Here is a 21,659-nt window from a genome sequence, read left to right on the forward strand (position 1 = left end):
TCGCAAAAAAGCACAACGATAATTGGGTTATCTCGCCAACGATGTTACTATTCTGTTGCTTTTATGTATAAGAACAGGTAAGCCTGACCATGTCACATTCCTACGATTACGATGCAATAGTAATAGGTTCCGGTCCCGGCGGCGAAGGCGCTGCAATGGGGCTGGTTAAGCAAGGAGCGCGCGTCGCGGTGATTGAGCGCTATCATAACGTCGGTGGAGGCTGTACCCACTGGGGCACCATCCCGTCGAAAGCTCTCCGCCACGCCGTCAGCCGTATTATTGAATTCAATCAGAACCCACTTTACAGCGACCACTCCCGACTCCTTCGTTCTTCTTTCGCCGATATTCTCAACCACGCTGATAACGTTATTAATCAGCAAACGCGTATGCGGCAAGGCTTTTACGAGCGTAACCACTGCGAAATTTTGCAGGGAAATGCCCGTTTTGTTGATGAACACACGATCGCCCTGGAATGCCACGACGGCACGGTGGAAACACTGACCGCGGATAAGTTCGTTATCGCTTGCGGCTCACGCCCATATCACCCAGTTGACGTCGACTTCTCGCATCCCCGGGTGTATGACAGCGACTCTATCCTGAGTCTGCACCATGAACCCCGCCACGTTTTGATTTATGGCGCGGGGGTAATTGGCTGCGAATATGCGTCGATCTTCCGCGGAATGGACGTCAAAGTTGATTTAATCAACACCCGCGATCGTCTGCTGGCGTTCCTCGATCAAGAGATGTCTGATTCGCTCTCTTACCACTTCTGGAACAGCGGTGTGGTCATTCGCCACAACGAAGAATACGAGAAGATTGAAGGTTGCGATGACGGCGTCATCATGCACCTGAAATCTGGCAAGAAACTGAAGGCTGACTGCCTGCTGTACGCCAATGGTCGTACCGGTAATACCGATTCGCTGGCGCTGGAAAATATTGGTCTGAAAACCGACAGCCGCGGACAGCTGAAGGTCAACAGCATGTACCAGACGGCGCTGCCGCACGTGTATGCCGTAGGGGATGTGATCGGCTATCCGAGTCTGGCATCGGCGGCCTACGATCAGGGACGCATTGCCGCCCAGGCATTAGTAAAAGGCGAAGCAACCGCGCATCTGATTGAAGATATCCCGACCGGGATTTATACCATTCCGGAAATCAGCTCCGTCGGTAAAACCGAACAGCAGCTCACGGCAATGAAAGTTCCCTACGAGGTTGGCCGCGCCCAGTTTAAACATCTGGCACGTGCGCAAATCGTGGGTATGAGTGTCGGGACGCTGAAGATCCTGTTCCATCGCGAAACCAAAGAGATTTTGGGGATCCACTGCTTTGGGGAACGCGCGGCCGAAATTATTCACATCGGTCAGGCGATAATGGAGCAAAAAGGTGGTGGTAACACCATCGAATACTTCGTTAACACCACCTTTAACTACCCAACCATGGCAGAAGCCTATCGGGTAGCGGCGCTAAATGGCTTAAACCGCCTTTTTTAACGCACTGTCGAAATGGCCATCCATTGACCCACGGATGGCCTCTGCCAGCTGTTCATAACGGCTGCGCAGCGGCGAGCCTGGACGATACACCAGACCAATCGTGCGACGCGGTTCAGGCTTGATGCAGGGCAGATAGACAACGCCATCACGTTTACGCTCCGGCGGCACGGCCAGCGCAGGCAGTAAGGTAATACCGCTGCCTGCCGCCACCATGTTGCGCAGCGTTTCCAGGCTGGTTGCCCGGAAATGAGTATCCTCATCAGCGCCCGCTTCAAAGCAGAAGCCCATCGCCTGATCGCGCAGACAGTGGCCATCCTCCAGCATTAGCAATTTCTCACCCGCCAGATCGGACATCGGCACACAGTCGCGGTTTGCCCATGGGTGATCTTCATAGATAGCCAGCAGCATAGGCTCATCAAATAATGGTACTTCGATGAACGCCTCACTCTCTTTCACCAGCGCCAGGATGACGCAGTCGAGCTTACCGCTATCCAGTTGCGCCAACAGCTGATGCGTCTGCGCCTCATGAAGATACATTTCCAGTTTTGGAAAGGTCTGGTGCAACATAGGGATAATATGCGGCAGCAGGTATGGCCCCACCGTTGGGATCAAACCAATATGCAGCGGGCCAGACATTGTCTCACCCTGTTGGCTTGCCATCTCCTTGAGCACTTTGACCTCGCGCAGCACGGTGCGCGCCTGATCCACCAGCAGTAGACCTGCCTGAGTGAACAGCACCTTGCGACTCGTACGCTCCAGCAGCATGACACCAAGCTCATCTTCCAGCTTGCGGATCTGTCCGCTCAGCGTTGGCTGGCTAACGTGACAGGAGTCTGCCGCACGTCGGAAGTGACGATGTTCGGCTAGCGCCACCAGGTATTCAAGATCACGAATATTCATTATTCATCCTCCATCGCCACGATAGTTCGTAGCGATAGGTAGCATAGCAACGAACGATTATCCCTATCAAGCTTTCTGTTTAATAATGCACCACAGAAACGGAACGGTACCCCTTTAACCCTTGAAGCTACTGTCCGTTTTGAGAGTTTCTCTCATACTCGAAATAACTAAAGCCAACGTGAACTTTTGCGGACCTTGAGTCCGCATTTTTTTTGCATAAAAAAGCCCGGCGTAATGCCAGGCTCTGATAACTGTTTGCCTGATGGCGCTACGCATATCAGGCTTACAAAGACAAAGGTTACGCCAGACGCGCCTTCGCGTAGTCGATCGCTTGCGCAACCTGCTGCGGCGACACGCCACCTTTCGCCGCACGTTTATCCAGGCAAGATTGCAACGAGAGGATCGGGTAAACGTCATCGCCAATCACCTGGCTAAACTTTTGTAAGTCGGCAAGCGACAGCGCTTCCAGCGGTTTGCCCTGACGAATTGCCTCGACCACCGTTTCCCCCACGATATGATGCGCTTCGCGGAACGGAACACCTTTCGCCACCAGATAATCCGCCAGCTCAGTGGCGTTAGCATAGCCTTGCTGCGCCGCTTCCTGACAACGCGGACGTTTCACCTGAATGCCATCCAGCACCAGCGCGGCCATATGCAGGCAGTCCAGCCAGGTGTCGAGCGCGTCAAACACCCCTTCCTTGTCTTCCTGCATATCTTTGTTGTACGCCAGCGGGAGACCTTTTAAGGTCATCATCATGCCGGTCAGCGCACCCTGTACGCGACCGCATTTGCCACGGATTAACTCCAGCGCATCCGGGTTTTTCTTCTGCGGCATCAGAGATGACCCCGAAGTCACACGGTCGGACAGTTCGACAAAGCCCGCTTCGCCGGTATTAAAGAAAATCAGATCTTCAGCAAAACGCGACAGATGCACCATACCGATAGAGGCATCGGAGAGTAACTCCAGCACGTGGTCACGGTCAGAAACGCTGTCCAGACTGTTACGCGTCGCCGAGGCAAAGCCCAACCAACCGGCCAACTGCTCGCGATCGATTTCATACGCCGTACCCGCCAGCGCGCCGCAGCCTAACGGACTTACGTCCAGGCGCTTGAGCGCATCCTGCAGACGGCTCTCGTCACGCGCAAGCATTTCGACATAGGCCAGACACCAGTGGGCAAACGTCACCGGCTGCGCGCGTTGCAGGTGGGTGTAACCCGGCATAACGGCGTCCTGGTTATTCTCTGCCGTCACCACCAGCGCACTTTGCAACTGACGGTTAGCCGACAGTAATTCAATAACCGTGTCTTTACACCACAGTTTAAGATCGGTCGCGACCTGGTCATTACGGCTACGACCGGTATGCAGTTTTTTACCTAGCTGGCCGACTTTATCAATCAGCTTACCTTCCACCCAGCTGTGAATATCTTCGGCATCGCTTTGAAGGATTCGCTGCGGATCCAGGCGCACTTCTTCCAGCAGGTTATTCAGCGCCTCTTCCAGTTGCAGTTGTTCATCGGCAGTCAGTACACCGACCGTTACCAACGCTTTGGACCAGGCCACAGAGCCGATAATATCCTGTTCAGCCAGGCGGTAGTCAAAACGTAACGAGTCGTTGAACTGTTTGAACCGCTGATCTGCTGCCTGTGTAAAACGCCCACCCCAAAGTGCCATAACGAATTTCCTTAATATGATATTTTTGCCCGGTGGCGCTGCGCTTACCGGGCCTACAAAACCCATCCAGGCCGGATAAGGCGAAGCCGCCATCCGGCACATTAATAGTTAAGCCAGAATACGCGTACCGATCGGCGTACCGTTAAACAACGCCGGGAGTTGCTCGGCATGGCGCCAGGAGGCGATATCCACCGGACGGCCCAGCGTACGCGCGGCATCCAGCGCCGCATTGACCTTCACGATCATGCCATCGGTAATAATACCTTGTTCAATCAGCTGTTCCGCTTTCACGGCGGTCATTTCGGCAATACGCTGGCCTTTGCCATCCAGAATGCCGCTTACGTCAGAGAGCAGGATCAGATCCGCCCCCAGCGTAGCCGCCAGCGCCGTTGCCGCCTGATCGGCATTAACGTTCATAAGCAGTCCGTCTTCCGTAACGCCAATGGAGCTCACTACCGGTAAAAAACCGTTTTCCAGCAGCGTGTTAATCAGCTTAGGCGAACCCGGCTGCGCCAGTCCAACATGACCGAGCTCTTTATCGAGCGGCGTCACTTTTACGCTGTCGCCATCGCCAAGAAACAGACCCACGGATGCAATCTGATGCTTTTTTGCCCAGGCCAGTAAGGTTTTATTCGCTGTTCCCGCCAGGGCGCCGGTAATAATATCAATTTGATCGGCAGGCGTGACGCGCAGACCATTTTTCTTTTTCACCGGCAGATTCAGCTGTTTCATCAGCTCGTCGACCACGCAGCCGCCGCCGTGCACAATGACCAGCGGACGCTGGTGCGACTCACGATAATTCACCAGTGCGGTAAACAGACGCTCCAGCGCCTCTTCGCTATCCAGTAAAACGCCGCCCAGCTTGATAATTAATGGATTCATTGTTGCACCCTTAAATAAGAGACTGCGTTTGGGCAAAGCCAAAACGAATATTTGCGCACTGCATCGCCTGTGCCGCCGCGCCTTTCAATAAGTTGTCTTCCGTCGCCACCACGATCAGGTGCTCACCCTGCACGGCAAACCCAATATCACAGAATGGTAAGCCAACCACATTCTTCAGCGCCGGAACGCCGTTGTCATATAAACGCACCAGTGGCTTATCACCATACGCCTGCTGCAACGTCTGGGCCACCTGCGCATGGGTTACGCCCGCTTGCAAACGGCAGGTAATGGTTTCCAGAATTCCGCGCGGGAAGTTGCCCAGATGCGGAGTGAAGATCACCTCCGCGCCAAGATGAGTGGCGATTTCCGGCTGATGACGATGGGTAAACACGCCATACGGCTGCAGGCTCACCTCACAAAAACTGTTAGAGATAGCCGCTTTACGGCCCGCACCGCTCACGCCGCTGGTGGCGTTAATCACCGGCCACTGGCTGAGATCCAGCAGCCCGGCATCAATCAGTGGTTTCAGCGACAGCTGCGCCGCGGTCGGATAACAACCCGGCACGGCAATCAGATTAGCTTCTTTCAGTTGGTCTTCGTTCCATTCCGCCAACCCGTAAACTGCCTGCTCCAGCAGGTCGGGATGCTGATGGGTAAAGCCATAATATTTTTCATAAAACGCGCCGTCGTTTACACGAAATGCGCCTGAGAGGTCAAACACGACGCAACCGGCCTGCAAAAACTGCGGGGCCAGGTCATGACTCACCTCATGAGCCGTTGCGAGGAACACAACGTCCACCCCTGGGCTAAACTCGCTGATATCTGACATCGGCTGCAACGGTAAATCGACAATACCTTTCAACTGCGGATGCAAATCGGAGATTAATTTTCCTGCATCATTGCTTTGCGCTGAGACGGTCAAAGCGGTTATGTTCATATCAGGATGGCGATTTACATAGGTCACAAGCTCTGCGCCGGCATAGCCACTGGCGCCCACAATCAGCGTATTCAACATCGGGGCTGCTCACCTTCTTAGATTCTGTTGCCAGGTATAAGCCTTTATCACCTCACCTTACACTTGGTGGGTTTTATTACGCTTAACGTTAATGTATTTTTATTCACAAATACTGCATGAATATTGATACTATCATGACCCGAGGTGTGTCAACAATGAAAAACAATTTACCGCCATTTATCGAGATTTACCGCGCTCTGATTGCCACGCCATCGATAAGCGCTACCGAAGAAGCGCTCGATCAAAGCAATGCAGGTTTAATCACTCTGTTGGCGGGCTGGTTTAAAGATTTAGGCTTCAATGTGGAGGTCCAGCCGGTTCCCGACACGCGAAATAAATTCAATATGCTGGCGAGCATTGGACAAGGCGCTGGCGGTCTGCTGTTGGCGGGCCATACCGATACCGTCCCCTTTGACGACGGACGCTGGACGCGCGATCCGTTCACCCTGACCGAGCATGACAATAAGCTCTACGGTCTGGGTACGGCAGATATGAAGGGCTTCTTCGCGTTTATCCTCGACGCATTGCGTGATGTCGACGTCACGAAGCTGAAAAAGCCCCTGTACATTCTAGCCACTGCCGACGAAGAGACCAGCATGGCGGGAGCACGTTATTTCTCTGAAACCACCGCTCTGCGCCCGGACTGCGCGATCATTGGCGAACCCACTTCCCTGCAACCGGTCCGCGCGCACAAGGGTCATATTTCTAATGCGATTCGCATTTTGGGACAATCGGGTCACTCAAGCGATCCCGCGCGTGGTGTTAATGCGATTGAACTGATGCATGATGCCATCGGCCATATCATGACTCTGCGCGATGACCTGAAAGAGCGCTATCGCCATGACGCCTTTACCGTCCCGTACCCGACGCTGAATTTGGGTCACATCCACGGTGGCGACGCCGCCAACCGAATCTGCGCCTGCTGCGAACTGCATATGGATATTCGCCCATTGCCCGGCATGACGCTCAACGATCTCAATGGCTTACTTAACGATGCGCTGGCCCCTGTCAGCGAGCGCTGGCCGGGTCGCCTGACGGTCTCGGAACTGCATCCGCCAATTCCGGGCTATGAATGCCCGCCGGATCATCAACTGGTACAAGTGGTTGAGAAGCTACTGGGAGCGCAAACGGAAGTGGTGAACTACTGCACCGAAGCGCCGTTTATCCAGACGCTTTGCCCAACGCTGGTGTTGGGCCCAGGTTCTATTAATCAGGCACATCAGCCGGATGAGTATCTGGAAACGCGTTTTATTAAGCCGACGCGGGAGTTAATTACCCAGGTCGTACATCATTTCTGCTGGCATTAACCACAAATCACCTCGTTAACCCTTTAGTGGTAATCGAGGTGAATTATTAACATTTCCATAAGCAAAGCTTATTTGATTCGATGTGAATTAAATAACGTAAATTCCCGCCATTTTTTCGTTTGCTGAACCGATTTCGCAGCAATTGACGTCACGAGTTTTACGTGGCTTTATAAAAGACGGCGAACAAACAAAGTCCGAGAGATTTCGTGGCACAGCCAACGCCGCTGAGGCGCGAAAGATACAGGACGCATAAATTAAAGATGGGGTGTCTGGGTTAATGAACGAACAATATTCCGCGTTGCGTAGTAATGTCAGTATGCTCGGCAAAGTGCTGGGAGAAACCATCAAGGATGCGTTGGGCGAGAACATTCTCGATCGCGTAGAAACAATCCGTAAGCTGTCCAAATCATCCCGCGCTGGCAATGAAGTCAATCGCCAGGAGCTGCTTACTACGCTGCAAAACCTGTCTAACGACGAGCTGCTGCCGGTTGCCCGCGCGTTTAGCCAGTTTCTAAACCTGGCCAACACCGCCGAGCAGCACCATAGCATTTCGCCAAAAGGCGAAGCAGCCAGCAACCCGGAAGTGATTGCCCGCACGCTGCGTAAACTGAAAGAGCAGCCCAACCTCGATGAAGCCACCATCAAAAAAGCCGTGGAATCTCTCTCCCTGGAGCTGGTTCTTACCGCCCATCCGACCGAGATCACCCGCCGTACGCTGATCCATAAAATGGGTGAAGTGAACGCCTGCCTCAAACAGCTTGATAACAAAGACCTCGTCGATTACGAGCGTCATCAGCTGATGCGCCGTCTGCGCCAGTTGATTGCCCAGTCCTGGCATACGGATGAAATCCGTAAGCTACGCCCAAGCCCGGTTGATGAAGCCAAATGGGGCTTCGCGGTGGTTGAAAATAGTCTGTGGGAAGGCGTACCAAACTATCTGCGCGAGCTGAACGAACAGCTGGAAGAGCATCTGGGCTATAAGCTGCCGGTTGATTTTGTCCCGGTTCGCTTTACCTCCTGGATGGGCGGTGACCGCGATGGCAACCCGAACGTAACGGCGGATATCACCCGTCACGTACTGCTGCTCAGCCGCTGGAAAGCCACCGACCTGTTTCTGAAAGACATCCAGTTTCTGATTTCTGAACTGTCGATGGTGGATGCCACGCCGGAACTGCTGGCGCTGGTGGGCGAAGAAGGCGCAGCAGAACCTTACCGCTATCTGATGAAAACCCTGCGTTCTCGTCTGATGGCAACCCAGGCCTGGCTGGAAGCCCGTCTTAAAGGCGAGAAATTGCCGAAACCGGCGGGACTTCTCACCCAAAACGAACAGCTCTGGGACCCGCTGTATGCGTGCTACCAGTCTCTGCAGGCCTGTGGCATGGGCATTATCGCCAATGGCGAATTGCTCGATACCCTACGCCGCGTGAAATGTTTCGGCGTACCGCTGGTACGTATTGATATTCGTCAGGAAAGCACCCGTCACACTGAAGCCCTTGGCGAACTGACCCGTTATCTGGGCATTGGCGACTACGAAAACTGGTCGGAAGCGGATAAACAGGCTTTCCTGATCCGCGAGCTGAACTCCAAGCGTCCGCTGCTCCCGCGTAACTGGGAACCGAGCAACGACACCCGCGAAGTGCTCGACACCTGTCAGGTCATTGCCGAAGCCCCGTATGGCTCCATTGCCGCCTATGTTATCTCCATGGCGAAAACGCCATCGGATGTGCTGGCCGTGCACCTGCTGCTGAAAGAAGCCGGTATCGGTTTTGCTATGCCGGTTGCCCCGTTATTTGAAACGCTGGATGACCTCAATAACGCCGATGACGTCATGTCCCAACTGCTGAATATTGACTGGTATCGTGGCTTTATTCAGGGCAAGCAGATGGTCATGATCGGCTACTCTGACTCCGCAAAGGACGCGGGCGTGATGGCGGCCTCCTGGGCGCAATATCAGGCACAGGACGCGCTGATCAAAACCTGCGAAAAAGCCGGTATCGAACTGACGCTGTTCCATGGTCGTGGCGGTTCCATTGGTCGCGGCGGCGCGCCTGCGCATGCGGCGCTCCTCTCTCAACCACCAGGCAGCCTGAAAGGCGGTCTGCGCGTGACAGAACAAGGGGAGATGATCCGCTTTAAGTACGGCCTGCCGGAAGTGACCATCAGCAGCCTGTCGCTGTATACCGGAGCAATTCTGGAGGCCAACCTGTTACCACCGCCAGAGCCGAAGGATAACTGGCGTCATATCATGGATGAGCTTTCCGATATTTCCTGCGAGCTCTATCGCGGATATGTGCGTGAAAACAAAGACTTCGTTCCTTACTTCCGTTCCGCGACGCCGGAGCAGGAACTGGGTAAACTGCCGCTCGGTTCACGTCCGGCAAAACGCCGTCCAACCGGCGGGGTAGAGTCTCTGCGCGCTATTCCGTGGATCTTCGCCTGGACGCAGAACCGCCTGATGCTCCCGGCCTGGCTGGGCGCAGGTACCGCGCTGCAAAAAGTGGTTGAAGACGGCAAGCAAAGCGAACTCGAAGCCATGTGTCGCGACTGGCCATTCTTCTCCACGCGTCTTGGCATGCTGGAAATGGTTTTCGCCAAAGCAGACCTGTGGCTGGCAGAGTACTACGATCAACGCCTGGTCAAAAAAGAGCTGTGGCCACTGGGTAAAGAGCTGCGTCAACGCCTGGAAGCCGATATCGATGTCGTACTGGCAATTGCCAATGACTCACATTTGATGGCCGACCTGCCGTGGATTGCCGAGTCAATTCAGTTAAGAAATATTTATACTGACCCGCTGAACGTCTTACAGGCAGAGCTGTTACACCGCTCACGCCAGGCGGAAGAGCAAGGCAATGCACCGGACCCGCGCGTTGAACAAGCGTTGATGGTGACTATCGCTGGTGTCGCAGCCGGCATGCGTAATACAGGCTAACGTCCCCTCCCGTCGCCTTCGTGCTATTGTATGAAGGCGACGGCAAAAACTGCTGTCATAACCGCTTCTTTTTCAATATATTCCCGCCTGAATATATTCACTATACGAATGTATCAACAGCAAAACACGATCCTGAGATCGTGATGCTTCAGTTCCTCTTAATGTTTAGTCGCTATTCTTGGCGCTACGATTAAAGACAGGCTCACATTATGCAATCCTTACAACTCCAGTCTAAACCTAAATTTAGCTGGAAAGCCCTGGGTTGGGCGCTCCTCTATTTTTGGTTTTTTTCCAGTTTACTCCAGGTCATTATTTGTTTAACCGGTTATAGCGGAACTAATGGGTTACGCGACTCGTTACTATTCAGTTCGCTGTGGTTGATCCCGGTATTCTTATTTCCAAACCGTATCCGCGCGATCGCTGCCATTATTGGCGTCATGCTATGGGCGGCCTCGCTGGCGGCTCTGAGCTATTACGTCATTTACGGACAAGAGTTTTCGCAAAGCGTTCTGTACGTAATGTTTGAAACCAATGCGAACGAAGCCAGCGAATATCTGAGCCAATATTTCAGCCTGAAAATTGTCCTTATCGCTCTGGCCTATACGGCTGTGGCTATTCTGCTGTGGACGCGTTTGCGCCCTGTGCATATTCCATCGCCCTGGCGTTATCTGGTGTCTTTCGCGCTGTTATACGGTTTGATTCTGCACCCAATGGCGGTTAATACGTTCATCAAACATAAACCGTTTGAAAAAACGTTAGATGGTCTCGCCTCACGTATGGAGCCTGCGGCCCCGTGGCAGATCATCTCTGGTTATTATCAATATCGTCAGCAGTTGACCTCGTTGAATAGCCTGCTGAATGAGAACAATGCCCTGCCGCCGCTGGCCAACTTCAAAGATAACTCCGGCGATGCTCCACGTACGCTGGTGCTGGTGATTGGCGAGTCAACGCAGCGTGGTCGCATGAGCCTGTATGGTTACCCGCGCGAAACGACGCCAGAACTGGATGCGTTGCATAAATCCGATCCTAACTTCACCGTGTTCAATAATGTCGTGACCTCACGTCCGTACACCATTGAAATCCTGCAGCAGGCGCTGACTTTCGCCAACGAGAAGAATCCGGATCTGTATCTGACCCAGCCTTCCCTGATGAACATGATGAAACAGGCCGGCTATAAAACCTTCTGGATAACCAACCAGCAGACGATGACTGCCCGCAACACCATGTTGACCGTGTTCTCGAAGCAGACGGATAAGCAGTTCTATATGAACCAGCAGCGTACGCAAAGCGCGCGCGAATATGACAGCAACGTGCTGGCGCCATTTAAAGAAGTACTGGCTGACCCGGCACCGAAAAAGTTCATCATCGTGCACCTGCTGGGAACGCATATTAAGTACAAATTCCGCTATCCGGATGGCCAGGGTAAATTCGATAATAATATCGACAATGTTCCCGCTGGCCTGAGTAACGATGAGCTGGAAGCTTACAACGATTACGACAGCGCAAATGCCTACAATGACCATATTATCGCCAGTCTGATCAAAGACTATAAAGCGACCGATCCGAACGGCTTCCTGCTGTACTTCTCCGATCACGGGGAAGAGGTATACGATACGCCTCCGCATAAAACGCAGGGTCGTAATGAAGACAACCCGACGCGCCATATGTATACGGTGCCGTTCCTGCTGTGGACCTCTGAAAAATGGCAGGCCGCACACCCCCGCGACTTCTCACAGGATGTGGATCGTAAGTACAGCAGCTCTGAGCTTATCCACACCTGGTCTGATTTGGCGGGATTCACCTACGATGGTTTCGATCCAACTCGCGCCATTACTAACCCGCAGTTCAAAGAGACGACCCGCTGGATTGGCAACCCGTATAAAAAGAACGGCCTGATTGATTACGATACTCTGCCTTACGGCGATCAAATCGGTAATCAGTAATCCCACACCGGCCACTCTTTAAGAGTGGCCTTTTTTTATGATGGCGGTTACTGTTCTCCCTGTCTGCTGCCTGCAAGGGATTAACATGTATCACGACGTCAGTTATCTTCTCTCCCGCCTGATTAACGGCCCCACGCCGCTGCGCCAGGTGTATTTTGCCAGCACCAGTAGCTCAACGCCGGAACTGGCGTATCAGGTCGATTTCCCCCGGCTGGAGATTGTGCTGGAAGGTGAGTTCACCGATAACGGCGTTGCAGGCGCACCCGCGACGTTACTGCCTTGCGATGCGCTGTTCGTTCCGGCTGGCGGCTGGAACTTTCCCCAGTGGTGCACACCGGTGACCACACTCAGCATCCTGTTCGGTAAACAGCAGTTGGGTTTCAGCATCGTCCAGTGGGACGGTAAGCAATATCAAAATGTTACCCGCCAGCACGTCGCGCGGCGTGGGCCACGCATTGGCTCTTTCCTGCTGCAAACGCTCAATGAAATGCAGATGCAACCACAGGAGCAGCAAACCGCCAGGTTAATCGTCGCGAGTTTACTCAGCCACTGCCGCGATCTGCTCGGCAGCCAGATCCAGACCGCGTCACGCAGTCAGGCGCTGTTCGAAGCCATTCGCGACTATATTGATGAACGCTACGCTTCGCCGCTCACCCGAGAGTCCGTCGCGCAGGCGTTTTACATTTCTCCCAATTACCTCTCCCATCTGTTTCAAAAAACGGGCGCCATCGGGTTTAACGAATACCTGAACCACACACGTCTGGAACACGCGAAGACGTTACTGAAAGGTTATGAGCTGAAGATTAAAGAAGTGGCGCACACCTGCGGGTTTGTTGACAGCAACTACTTCTGCCGCCTGTTTCGTAAAAATACCGAACGCTCGCCGTCAGAATATCGTCGGCAATATCATAGCCAGTTGACGGATAAAGATTTCCGCCGGTAATAAAGAAGACAAAAATAACATTCACTGGATTTTTGTAATATCAAAAAAGAAATCCATTAACCTCCCTACCAGAATAATCTCACCTGAAACTGATATGTGAAGTAACTCTCACTTTGAGAGACACATTACATTTATCCAGCTTTTGGCAGATTTGTCAGATAGCGAAGCGTGACCAAACACTCTTATCCTGTGCACAGCAAAGCATCCCGGCAACGGGCTGCTAACAGAAAATTAAGAGGGTGTTTTTGTATGGAACTGTACCTAGATACCGCCAACGTCGCGGAAGTCGAACGTCTGGCACGCATCTTCCCTATTGCGGGGGTCACCACCAACCCAAGCATTGTGGCGGCAAGCAAAGAATCCATCTGGGATGTGCTGCCGCGCCTGCAAAACGCCATTGGCGAAGAGGGCATTCTGTTTGCCCAAACCATGAGCCGCGACGCGCAGGGCATGGTAGAGGAAGCCAAACGGCTGAGCAACGCGGTCCCTGGACTGGTGGTAAAAATCCCGGTGACCTCCGAAGGTCTGGCCGCGATCAAAATGCTGAAAAAAGAGGGTATCACCACGCTGGGAACCGCCGTATACAGTGCTTCTCAGGGGCTGCTGGCTGCGTTGGCGGGGGCTAAATATATCGCACCTTACGTTAACCGTATTGACGCACAGGGCGGCGACGGAATTCGCACGGTACAAGAGCTGCAAACGTTACTGGAACTGCATGCGCCAAACAGCATGGTACTGGCCGCCAGCTTTAAAACCCCGCGTCAGGCGCTGGATTGCTTACTGGCAGGATGCGAAGCAATCACCCTGCCATTAGATGTAGCGCAACAAATGCTCAATACTCCTGCGGTAGAGTCAGCAATAGAGAAGTTTGAGCAGGACTGGAACAACGCATTTGGTCACATCAACCTGTGAGGGAAATAAAGTATGGATCGCATTATTCAATCACCTGGTAAGTACATCCAGGGTGCTGATGTTATTACCCGTCTTGGCAGCTACCTCAAACCACTGGCAGAGCGCTGGCTGGTCGTTGGGGACAAGTTTGTCTTAGGCTTTGCCCAGGGCGCGCTGGAAAAAAGCTTCCAGGATGCCGGACTGGCGCTGGAAATTGCACCGTTTGGCGGCGAATGTTCACAAAACGAGATCGATCGTCTGCGCGGCGTGGCGGAGAAAGCGCAGTGTGGCGCCGTACTTGGTATTGGCGGCGGTAAAACGCTGGATACCGCCAAAGCGCTGGCGCACTTTATGGGCGTGCCTGTCGCCATTGCGCCAACTATTGCCTCCACCGATGCGCCATGCAGCGCGCTGTCCGTCATTTACACCGATGCGGGTGAATTCGATCGCTATCTGCTGCTGCCGAACAACCCGGACAGGGTGATTGTTGATACCAAAATTGTCGCAGGCGCACCGGCGCGTCTGTTAGCCGCAGGTATTGGCGATGCGCTGGCGACCTGGTTCGAAGCGCGTGCCTGTTCACGCAGCGGCGCAACCACCATGGCTGGCGGCCAGTGTACCCAGGCGGCGCTGGCGCTGGCTGAACTGTGCTTTAATACGCTGATCGAAGAAGGTGAAAAAGCGATGCTGGCAGCCGAGCAGCACGTGGTAACGCCTGCGCTGGAGCGCGTTATTGAAGCCAATACCTATCTGAGTGGTGTCGGTTTCGAAAGCGGTGGTCTGGCAGCGGCTCACGCCATTCATAACGGCCTGACGGCGATCCCGGATGCGCATCACTACTATCACGGCGAGAAAGTGGCTTTCGGTACGCTGACGCAGCTGGTGCTGGAAAACGCGCCGGTCGATGAAATTGAAACCGTGGCGGCGCTGTGTCATTCCGTTGGACTGCCAATTACGCTGGCGCAACTGGACATCAAACAGGATATCCCGGCGAAAATGCGCATTGTGGCAGAGGCGGCCTGTGCTGAGGGCGAAACCATCCACAACATGCCTGGCGGCGCAACCCCGTACCAGGTGTATGCCGCCCTGCTGGTGGCTGATCAGTACGGTCAACGTTACCTGCAAGAGTGGGAATAAGCTGCAAATAGAAAATCCCCGCAAATGCGGGGATTTTTTTATTCATGCCATACCGGACCCGCGCAAGCGACATCCGGCATCGTCTGTTACAGCAGGTCGAAACGATCCAGGTTCATCACTTTTACCCATGCGGCAACGAAATCTCTCACGAACTTCTCGTGGGCATCGCTGCAGGCATAAACTTCAGCCACTGCGCGCAGTACAGAGTTAGAACCAAACACCAGATCGGCGCGGGTTGCGGTGTATTTTACTTCACCGCTCAGACGGTCACGACCTTCAAACAGCTCTTGTGACTCATCAACCGCCTTCCACTCATGACGCATATCCAGCAAATTGACGAAGAAGTCAGTGCTGAGTACGCCTGGACGATCGGTAAAGACACCGTGCTGGCTGCCATCGAAGTTGGTGCCCAGTACGCGCATACCACCCACCAGCACGGTCATTTCCGGTGCGGTTAGCGTCAGTTGCTGCGCTTTATCGATCAGCAGCGACTCGGTGGTCGACACGTCAGGACGAGCGCGGTAGTTACGGAAACCATCGGCAATCGGCTCGAGCAGTTCGAACATCTCAATATCCGTTTGATCCTGACGCGCATCCACGCGGCCCGGCGCAAAAGGTACCTTGATGCTGACACCGGCAGCGCTAGCCGCTTGCTCTATACCAACAACCCCGGCCAGCACGATAATATCGGCTAACGAAGCGGTATGGGCAGACTTATAAATACCTTCCAGCACAGGCAGAACGCGTGCCGCGGTGGCATTCACATCCCAGCCGCGCTGTGGATCCAGCGCCAGACGTGCGCCGTTAGCGCCGCCACGTTTATCCCCACCGCGGAAAGTCGATGCCGAAGCCCACGCCACCGATACCAGTTCGCCCACGGACAACCCGGAAGCAGCGATGGTCGCCTTCAATTTCAGGATATCTTCTTCACTTGGGTTGAAGAACGCATGCGGCAGCGGGTCTTGCCAAATCAGATCTTCTTTTGGCACTTCCGGTCCGATGTAACGCGCTTTTGGCCCCATATCACGGTGCGTCAGTTTAAACCACGCACGGGCAAACGCTTCGTTAAACGCCTGCGGATCGTTCAGGAAACGTCGGGAGATCTTTTCGAACTCAGGATCGAAACGCAGCGTCAGGTCGGTAACCAACATTGTCGGCTTACGTTTTTTCGACGGATCAAACGGATCGGGAATAATTTCTGGCGCGTCAACCGCTTCAAACTGAATCGCACCTGCTGGGCTGCGAGTTTGCACCCACTCGTATTTGAACAGGTTCTCGAAGAAATAGTTGCTCCATTGGGTAGGCGTCTGCGTCCACACAACCTCCAGACCGGAAGTAATTGCGTCTGCGCCCGCGCCGCTACCATAGCTGCTGGCCCAGCCCAGGCCCTGCGCTTCAATCGGCGCGGATTCTGGGTCGGCCCCAACGTGCGATGCCGGTGCTGCGCCGTGGGTTTTGCCCAACGTATGGCCGCCGCCAATCAGCGCCACGGTTTCTTCGTCGTTCATCCCCATGTTACCGAAGGTCGCGCGAATAGCCGCTGCCGCAGAAAGCGGTTCGCCGCTATGGTCCGGCCCTTCCGGGTTCACATAGATAAGGCCCATTTCTGTTGCGCCCAGCGGCGCTTTTGCCAGCTCTTCCGGATGACGGTGGGTCAGCCAGGCTTTTTCATCACCCCAGTTTACATCGAGGTCCGGTTCCCAGACATCTTCACGACCGGCGCCAAAGCCGAAGGTGCGAAAGCCTGAGTTTTCCAGCGCCACGTTACCCGCGAGGATAAACAGGTCGGCCCAGGAAATTTTCTGACCATATTTCTGCTTGATTGGCCACAGCAGACGACGCGCTTTATCCAGGCTGACGTTGTCTGGCCAGGAGTTCAGTGGTGCAAAACGCTGCTGTCCGCGACCCGCGCCACCGCGTCCATCGATGGAGCGATAGGTCCCAGCACCATGCCATGCCATGCGGATAAACAAACCGGCATAAGAACCCCAGTCAGCAGGCCACCACGGTTGAGATTCGGACAGAAGGGCTCTGAGATCCCCTTTCAGGGCAGAGTAATCAAGTTTGCTAAATTCTTTGCGGTAGTCGAAGTCCTCACCCAGCGGGTTCGAACGATTGGAATGTTGGTTTAAAAGATCAACGCGGAGTTGATTAGGCCACCAGTCGCGGTTATTTCTTCCTGCACCCGCGCTGTGATCCGGCCCGCCCTGATGGAAAGGACACTTACCGGCAGTTGATGCGTTCTGGCTATCGTCGGACATGCTCATCTATATGCTCCCTTTACAGTGTTCTGACTACGATATACACCACCAGAGATAAGATATAGTCGAAAAAACCCACAGATTCGATAGCTAATTCCTTTTATATTTAAAGTTACAGAGATGTAGATCAAAGTGATCAACAAAAAACCCTCCGAAGAGGGCTGACGTACTGATTATGCTGGTCTTACTCCCAGCGTGTGACAAATTGCGTAGCTCATTTCAGCGCGATTAAGGGTATAGAAATGAAAATCTTTCACCCCTTCGCGACTGAGAATTTTCACCATGTCCATGGCGATGTTTGCCCCCACCAGCTTGCGGGTTTCCGCATCGTCATCAAGGCCATCAAACATGGTCGACATCCACGCCGGAATGCGGACGTTGGTCATGTCGGCAAATTTTTTCGCCTGTTTAAAGTTAGATACCGGCAGGATACCCGGAATAATTTCCACATCGATTCCCGCAGACACGCAGCGATCGCGAAAACGCAGATAGCTTTCTACATCGAAGAAAAATTGGGTGATCGCGCGGTTCGCACCGGCATCAACCTTACGCTTCAGGTTCAGCAGATCGGCCTGAGCGCTCTTCGCTTCCGGGTGCACTTCCGGGTAAGCCGCAACGGAGATATCAAAGTCCGCAACCTCTTTCAGCAAAGTCACCAGGTCAGAGGCATACATATCTGGTTTACCGCTTCCAAGCGGCAGGTCACCGCGCAGGGCAACAATATGACGAATACCGTTATTCCAGTAGTCCTGAGCAATGGTGCGCAGCTCATCGCGGGTCGCATCAATACAGGTCAGGTGCGGGGCCGCTTCAAGACCCGTGCGATCCTTAATACCTTTAATAATGCTGTGCGTACGATCGCGTTCACCAGAGTTTGCACCGTAAGTGACTGAAACAAACTTCGGCTTCAGGCTGCTCAGGCGATCGATGGAGTTCCACAGGGTTTGCTCCATTTCACTGGTGCGCGGCGGGAAAAACTCAAACGAAACGTTAATCTGACCCTGTACTTCCGCCAGGCTCTGATTCAGGGCTTCCCGCTGGTTGGCGTGAAAAAAGCTCATACCTTACCTCATCAATCTTTTGTCGTTATATGTTGTGTTGTGAACTGCTATACGTTTAGACGTCTAGATGTAAAAATGACGGAAAAGCACGCTGGCGTCAACACAAAAATCATCGTTAAAGGTGAGGAATACTCAGCCAATGTGAAAAAAATTCACATCAGCCTGAAATGATGAGGGATTGCGTCACGACCGTCTGCAGCCATCCTAATTTTGTTACGTTCTCAGGCAGCATCAGCAACCCCATGCTAATCCGCAATTCTGTATCGGTAAGCGGAAGGAAGATCACACCCTGACGCTGGATCGCGCAAAAGGAGGCTGGAATCAGGCTCAGGCCGTCACCCTGCGCGATCCGCGCCAGCAATACGTCATGTTCAAGTGGCTCTTCAATACAGGCAGGTGAGTAACCCGCACGACGAAAAATGTGTCGGGTGTAATCAAAGAAGGCAGGGTTACGTTCACGTTTGAACCAGAACAGCGGTCGGTGGCTCAGCGCGGTTAATGAGAGTGACGACAGCGCCGCCTCTGGCCAGAGCGCGGGTAAAGCGGCGATCATCGATTCTTGCCAGCCAAGCGGCGTGACGCTAAGCCCCGAAGTTTCAAGCGGTAGTGCCACCAGCGCGGCATCCAGTTTTCCCCGCCGCACCTGGCGGGCCAGTTCCGGCGAACTATGCCGGACAATATGTAGCTTCTGTACGCGCATATTAAGCTGCGACTCAAGCGCCGCAAAAACGCCCTGCTCAAACGCCGTACTTAGTCCTAAGCGCAGAGATTGCTCCCCCGTTTTCGCTAACTGACTCAGCGTCGCCCAGGTTTTATCCTGTAGCGCCAATAGCGGGCGTACGATTTCAAGTACGCGTTGCCCGTCCTCCGTCAGCGTAAGCCCCCGGGTATGACGGACAAAAAGCGTCACCCCCAGGCGTTCTTCAAGCTGGCGAATGTGGCGACTCAGCGGCGGCTGCGACATAAACAAGCGCTGCGCCGCCCGGCTCATATTGTTCTCTTCCGCTACTACGGAAAAGTAACGCAGCAGGCGAATATCCAGAGAGTGCAAAGACGATGTTGTCATACCGAAAAGGTATCACGGAAACGGTATTATCCCAATCATTCCGCACGCTCTATCCTCACGCCACAGACCACACGAAAGAGGAAGAAATGATGCCTTCAGAACGCTTTATTACCGGTCAGGAAATGTTGCAAAAAGTGGATGGTAAAGGGGGCGATGCGGTCGTCGAAAGTCTGCAGGATATTGCGCCAGACTTCGCCCAGTACCTGATTGAATTTCCTTTTGGCGACATCTATTCAAGGCCGGGGCTGGATTTACGCAGTAGAGAAATCGCTACCGTCGCGGCATTAACGGCTCTGGGCAACGCTGCACCGCAGTTGAAAGTGCATATTGGCGCCGCATTACACGTGGGTTTAACGCAGGATGAGATCGTTGAAGTGATAATGCAGATGGCCGTCTATGCTGGCTTCCCTGCGGCACTCAACGGTTTGTTCGCTGCAAAAGAGGTGTTTGCCTCCTACAGAGGTTAAAACAAAGGCCAGCGGAATATCTGCTGGCCTGACCTCACTACGGTTTCACATCTTCCACACGCATGCCTTTGAGTTGCTCATCCGTCAGCGTATTTCCCGCTTTGAAATAATCAACGACCGCATTAGAGACATAGTAACCGCCGGATGTGTTACGCGCTTTACCTTCAGTAAATGTCGTGAAACCATCACCACCGTCCGCCAGGAAGCTATTGGTGGCAATGTGATAAATCGTGGCATCCTCAATCGGTTTGCCGTTTAACGTCAATACGCTAACCCGCTGACCAACCGGTTTACTGCTGTCATACTTCATCTCCAGCCCTTTGGACACCTGCAATACACCGTTGCTTAAACCCGCGCCGTGCTCCATCAGGTTACGTAACTGCTTCCCGGTGAGATCCATGGTTGCCAGCTCATTCGGGAACGGGAAGGTGCTAATGACTGCGCCCATGGAGATGGATCCTGCAGGGATTTCATTCCGAATGCCGCCCGAGTTCGTAAGCGCTAACTGGGTATCTTTACCCGCCGCAGCCAGCAACGCATCTGCCGCCAGATTTCCCAGCGAAGAAGATTCACCGTAAGCACGCGTCAGCTCAACCGGCGAGTTGGCAACCGTCTGCTGCACCACTTTATCGAGCTTTTTATTCCAGCCATCAATGACCTGTTTCGTTTGCGGGTCTGGCTGCCATTCATCAGCAAAAATGGTCTTCAGCTCGAAGTTCTTCACGGTAAATTGATGCGGTTTTTGCTGGTAATCCAGCACCAGTTTACCCACATCAATGCCGCCGCTATCAGTAGACAGAATCAGGGTGTTACCTACTTTAATCGGCTCCGGCGTGCCCACATGCGCATGACCGGTGATCAGGATGTCCAGCCCCTGCACCTGGCCTGCGGTCTGGATGTCTTTATCCAGCGCACGGCGTACATCGGTGCCCCCCAGACTGGACTGACGCGCTGGCGTGCCTTCATGGATCAACGCCACGGTGAGATCGACTTTGCCTTTCAGCTCATCGATATAGCGTTGCAACCACTTCACTTCATCCCGCGCCTCGATCCCGACACGTGTCGCAGCGGAAACCGTATCATCAAAAGCAAACACGCCGTGCAGACCGATCACGCCAATCTTCACACCATCTTTTTCAATAATGGTGTAAGGCTTATCCCAGAACATTTTGCTGCTGTTCTGGTAAAAGATGTTGCCCTGCACGATCGGAAACTTCGCCTGGCTCAGCTGCAGCAGCGTATTGTCCCAACCGTGATCGAATTCATGATTACCCATGGTGACAGCGTCAAAATTCATGGTGTTCATGATATCGATAATCGCCTTCCCCTTAGTCAGGCTGCTGATATATGGCCCGGTAAAATAGTCGCCAGCATCCAAAAACCAGGTGGCGCTATTTTTCGCTTTCTCCTGTTTTACCATTGTCGTGATATTGGCCCAACCGCCAATATCACGTGTGCCATTGGCAATCCAGGGCACTTTATAAGGTTCGACATGGGCATGAAGATCGTTGGTATAAATAATCGTGACATCTTTGGCACTCGCCCAGAGCGGCAAAGAGACCAGAACACCGACAGCAAGCATTTTTAACTTCATAATCAATCCCTTTCAGTCATATAAAGAATCGCTACGTTACGTTCTGAAAGGTTTTTTTATGTGAGAAGACTCACATCCATCGGTGATAGTTGCGGGCCAAA

At 53.4% G+C, this 21,659-nt stretch carries 16 protein-coding genes; 8 read left to right on the top strand and 8 right to left on the bottom strand.

Going from position 1 to position 21,659, the window contains the following annotated elements; translation table 11 throughout:
* The first annotated feature begins 89 nt into the window (after positions 1–89).
* On the top strand, positions 90–1,490 hold the full coding sequence (sthA, locus tag WHR59_RS22730) for a Si-specific NAD(P)(+) transhydrogenase (RefSeq protein ID WP_043018951.1): 1,401 nt from the start codon (positions 90–92) through the stop codon (positions 1,488–1,490).
* On the opposite strand, the gene oxyR is transcribed toward sthA, so the two are convergent.
* From oxyR to argC, 4 genes are all read right to left on the bottom strand, one after another.
* A complete protein-coding gene (oxyR, locus tag WHR59_RS22735) occupies positions 1,473–2,390 on the bottom strand; it encodes a DNA-binding transcriptional regulator OxyR (RefSeq protein WP_043018950.1) in 918 nt (305 codons plus the stop codon). The two genes, sthA and oxyR, sit on opposite strands and share 18 nt — an antisense overlap.
* Positions 2,391–2,688: 298 nt before the next feature.
* Positions 2,689–4,062, bottom strand: coding sequence for an argininosuccinate lyase (gene argH, locus WHR59_RS22740; RefSeq protein ID WP_100193821.1), 1,374 nt, complete (start codon positions 4,060–4,062; stop codon positions 2,689–2,691).
* 108 nt (positions 4,063–4,170) lie between these two features.
* Positions 4,171–4,944 carry an acetylglutamate kinase gene (gene argB, locus WHR59_RS22745; protein ID WP_087052911.1) on the bottom strand — a complete coding sequence of 258 codons (774 nt, stop codon included), beginning with the start codon at positions 4,942–4,944 and terminating at the stop codon, positions 4,171–4,173.
* 10 nt (positions 4,945–4,954) lie between these two features.
* On the bottom strand, positions 4,955–5,959 hold the full coding sequence (gene argC / locus WHR59_RS22750) for an N-acetyl-gamma-glutamyl-phosphate reductase (protein WP_043018947.1): 1,005 nt from the start codon (positions 5,957–5,959) through the stop codon (positions 4,955–4,957).
* A gap of 155 nt (positions 5,960–6,114) precedes the next feature.
* Here argC and argE point away from each other — a divergent pair, with 155 nt between their 5' ends.
* The 6 genes from argE (at position 6,115) to gldA (ending at position 15,109) form a co-directional block, all read left to right on the top strand.
* The gene (gene argE, locus WHR59_RS22755; RefSeq protein ID WP_087052909.1) at positions 6,115–7,266 is read left to right on the top strand and encodes an acetylornithine deacetylase; all 1,152 of its coding nucleotides are present in this window, start codon (positions 6,115–6,117) and stop codon (positions 7,264–7,266) included.
* Positions 7,267–7,543: 277 nt separating this feature from the next.
* A complete protein-coding gene (gene ppc, locus WHR59_RS22760; protein WP_043018945.1) occupies positions 7,544–10,195 on the top strand; it encodes a phosphoenolpyruvate carboxylase in 2,652 nt (883 codons plus the stop codon).
* A gap of 209 nt (positions 10,196–10,404) precedes the next feature.
* Positions 10,405–12,138, top strand: coding sequence for a phosphoethanolamine transferase CptA (locus WHR59_RS22765; RefSeq protein ID WP_075145386.1), 1,734 nt, complete (start codon positions 10,405–10,407; stop codon positions 12,136–12,138).
* 85 nt (positions 12,139–12,223) lie between these two features.
* Positions 12,224–13,081 carry an AraC family transcriptional regulator gene (locus tag WHR59_RS22770; protein ID WP_338843477.1) on the top strand — a complete coding sequence of 286 codons (858 nt, stop codon included), beginning with the start codon at positions 12,224–12,226 and terminating at the stop codon, positions 13,079–13,081.
* Between the two features lie 249 nt (positions 13,082–13,330).
* Positions 13,331–13,993, top strand: a complete 663-nt coding sequence (gene fsa, locus WHR59_RS22775; RefSeq protein ID WP_003825157.1) for a fructose-6-phosphate aldolase — start codon at positions 13,331–13,333, stop codon at positions 13,991–13,993.
* A gap of 12 nt (positions 13,994–14,005) precedes the next feature.
* Positions 14,006–15,109: a bifunctional L-1,2-propanediol dehydrogenase/glycerol dehydrogenase gene (gene gldA / locus WHR59_RS22780; RefSeq protein WP_338843478.1), complete on the top strand. Its 1,104-nt coding sequence runs from the start codon at positions 14,006–14,008 to the stop codon at positions 15,107–15,109.
* 86 nt (positions 15,110–15,195) lie between these two features.
* On the opposite strand, the gene katG is transcribed toward gldA, so the two are convergent.
* From katG to WHR59_RS22795, 3 genes are all read right to left on the bottom strand, one after another.
* The gene (gene katG / locus WHR59_RS22785; RefSeq protein ID WP_043018936.1) at positions 15,196–17,376 is read right to left on the bottom strand and encodes a catalase/peroxidase HPI; all 2,181 of its coding nucleotides are present in this window, start codon (positions 17,374–17,376) and stop codon (positions 15,196–15,198) included.
* A 167-nt stretch (positions 17,377–17,543) separates the two neighbouring features.
* Positions 17,544–18,431 carry a methylenetetrahydrofolate reductase gene (gene metF / locus WHR59_RS22790; RefSeq protein ID WP_338843479.1) on the bottom strand — a complete coding sequence of 296 codons (888 nt, stop codon included), beginning with the start codon at positions 18,429–18,431 and terminating at the stop codon, positions 17,544–17,546.
* Between the two features lie 157 nt (positions 18,432–18,588).
* On the bottom strand, positions 18,589–19,497 hold the full coding sequence (locus WHR59_RS22795) for a LysR family transcriptional regulator (RefSeq protein ID WP_199995155.1): 909 nt from the start codon (positions 19,495–19,497) through the stop codon (positions 18,589–18,591).
* A gap of 89 nt (positions 19,498–19,586) precedes the next feature.
* On the opposite strand from WHR59_RS22795, the gene WHR59_RS22800 reads away from it, so the two are divergent.
* Positions 19,587–19,964, top strand: a complete 378-nt coding sequence (locus WHR59_RS22800; protein ID WP_075145390.1) for a carboxymuconolactone decarboxylase family protein — start codon at positions 19,587–19,589, stop codon at positions 19,962–19,964.
* Between the two features lie 37 nt (positions 19,965–20,001).
* On the opposite strand, the gene WHR59_RS22805 is transcribed toward WHR59_RS22800, so the two are convergent.
* On the bottom strand, positions 20,002–21,558 hold the full coding sequence (locus tag WHR59_RS22805; protein ID WP_181230914.1) for a bifunctional metallophosphatase/5'-nucleotidase: 1,557 nt from the start codon (positions 21,556–21,558) through the stop codon (positions 20,002–20,004).
* Between the last annotated feature and the right edge of the window lie 101 nt (positions 21,559–21,659).

It is taken from the genome of Citrobacter europaeus (assembly GCF_037482245.1).
GTDB lineage: Bacteria > Pseudomonadota > Gammaproteobacteria > Enterobacterales > Enterobacteriaceae > Citrobacter > Citrobacter europaeus.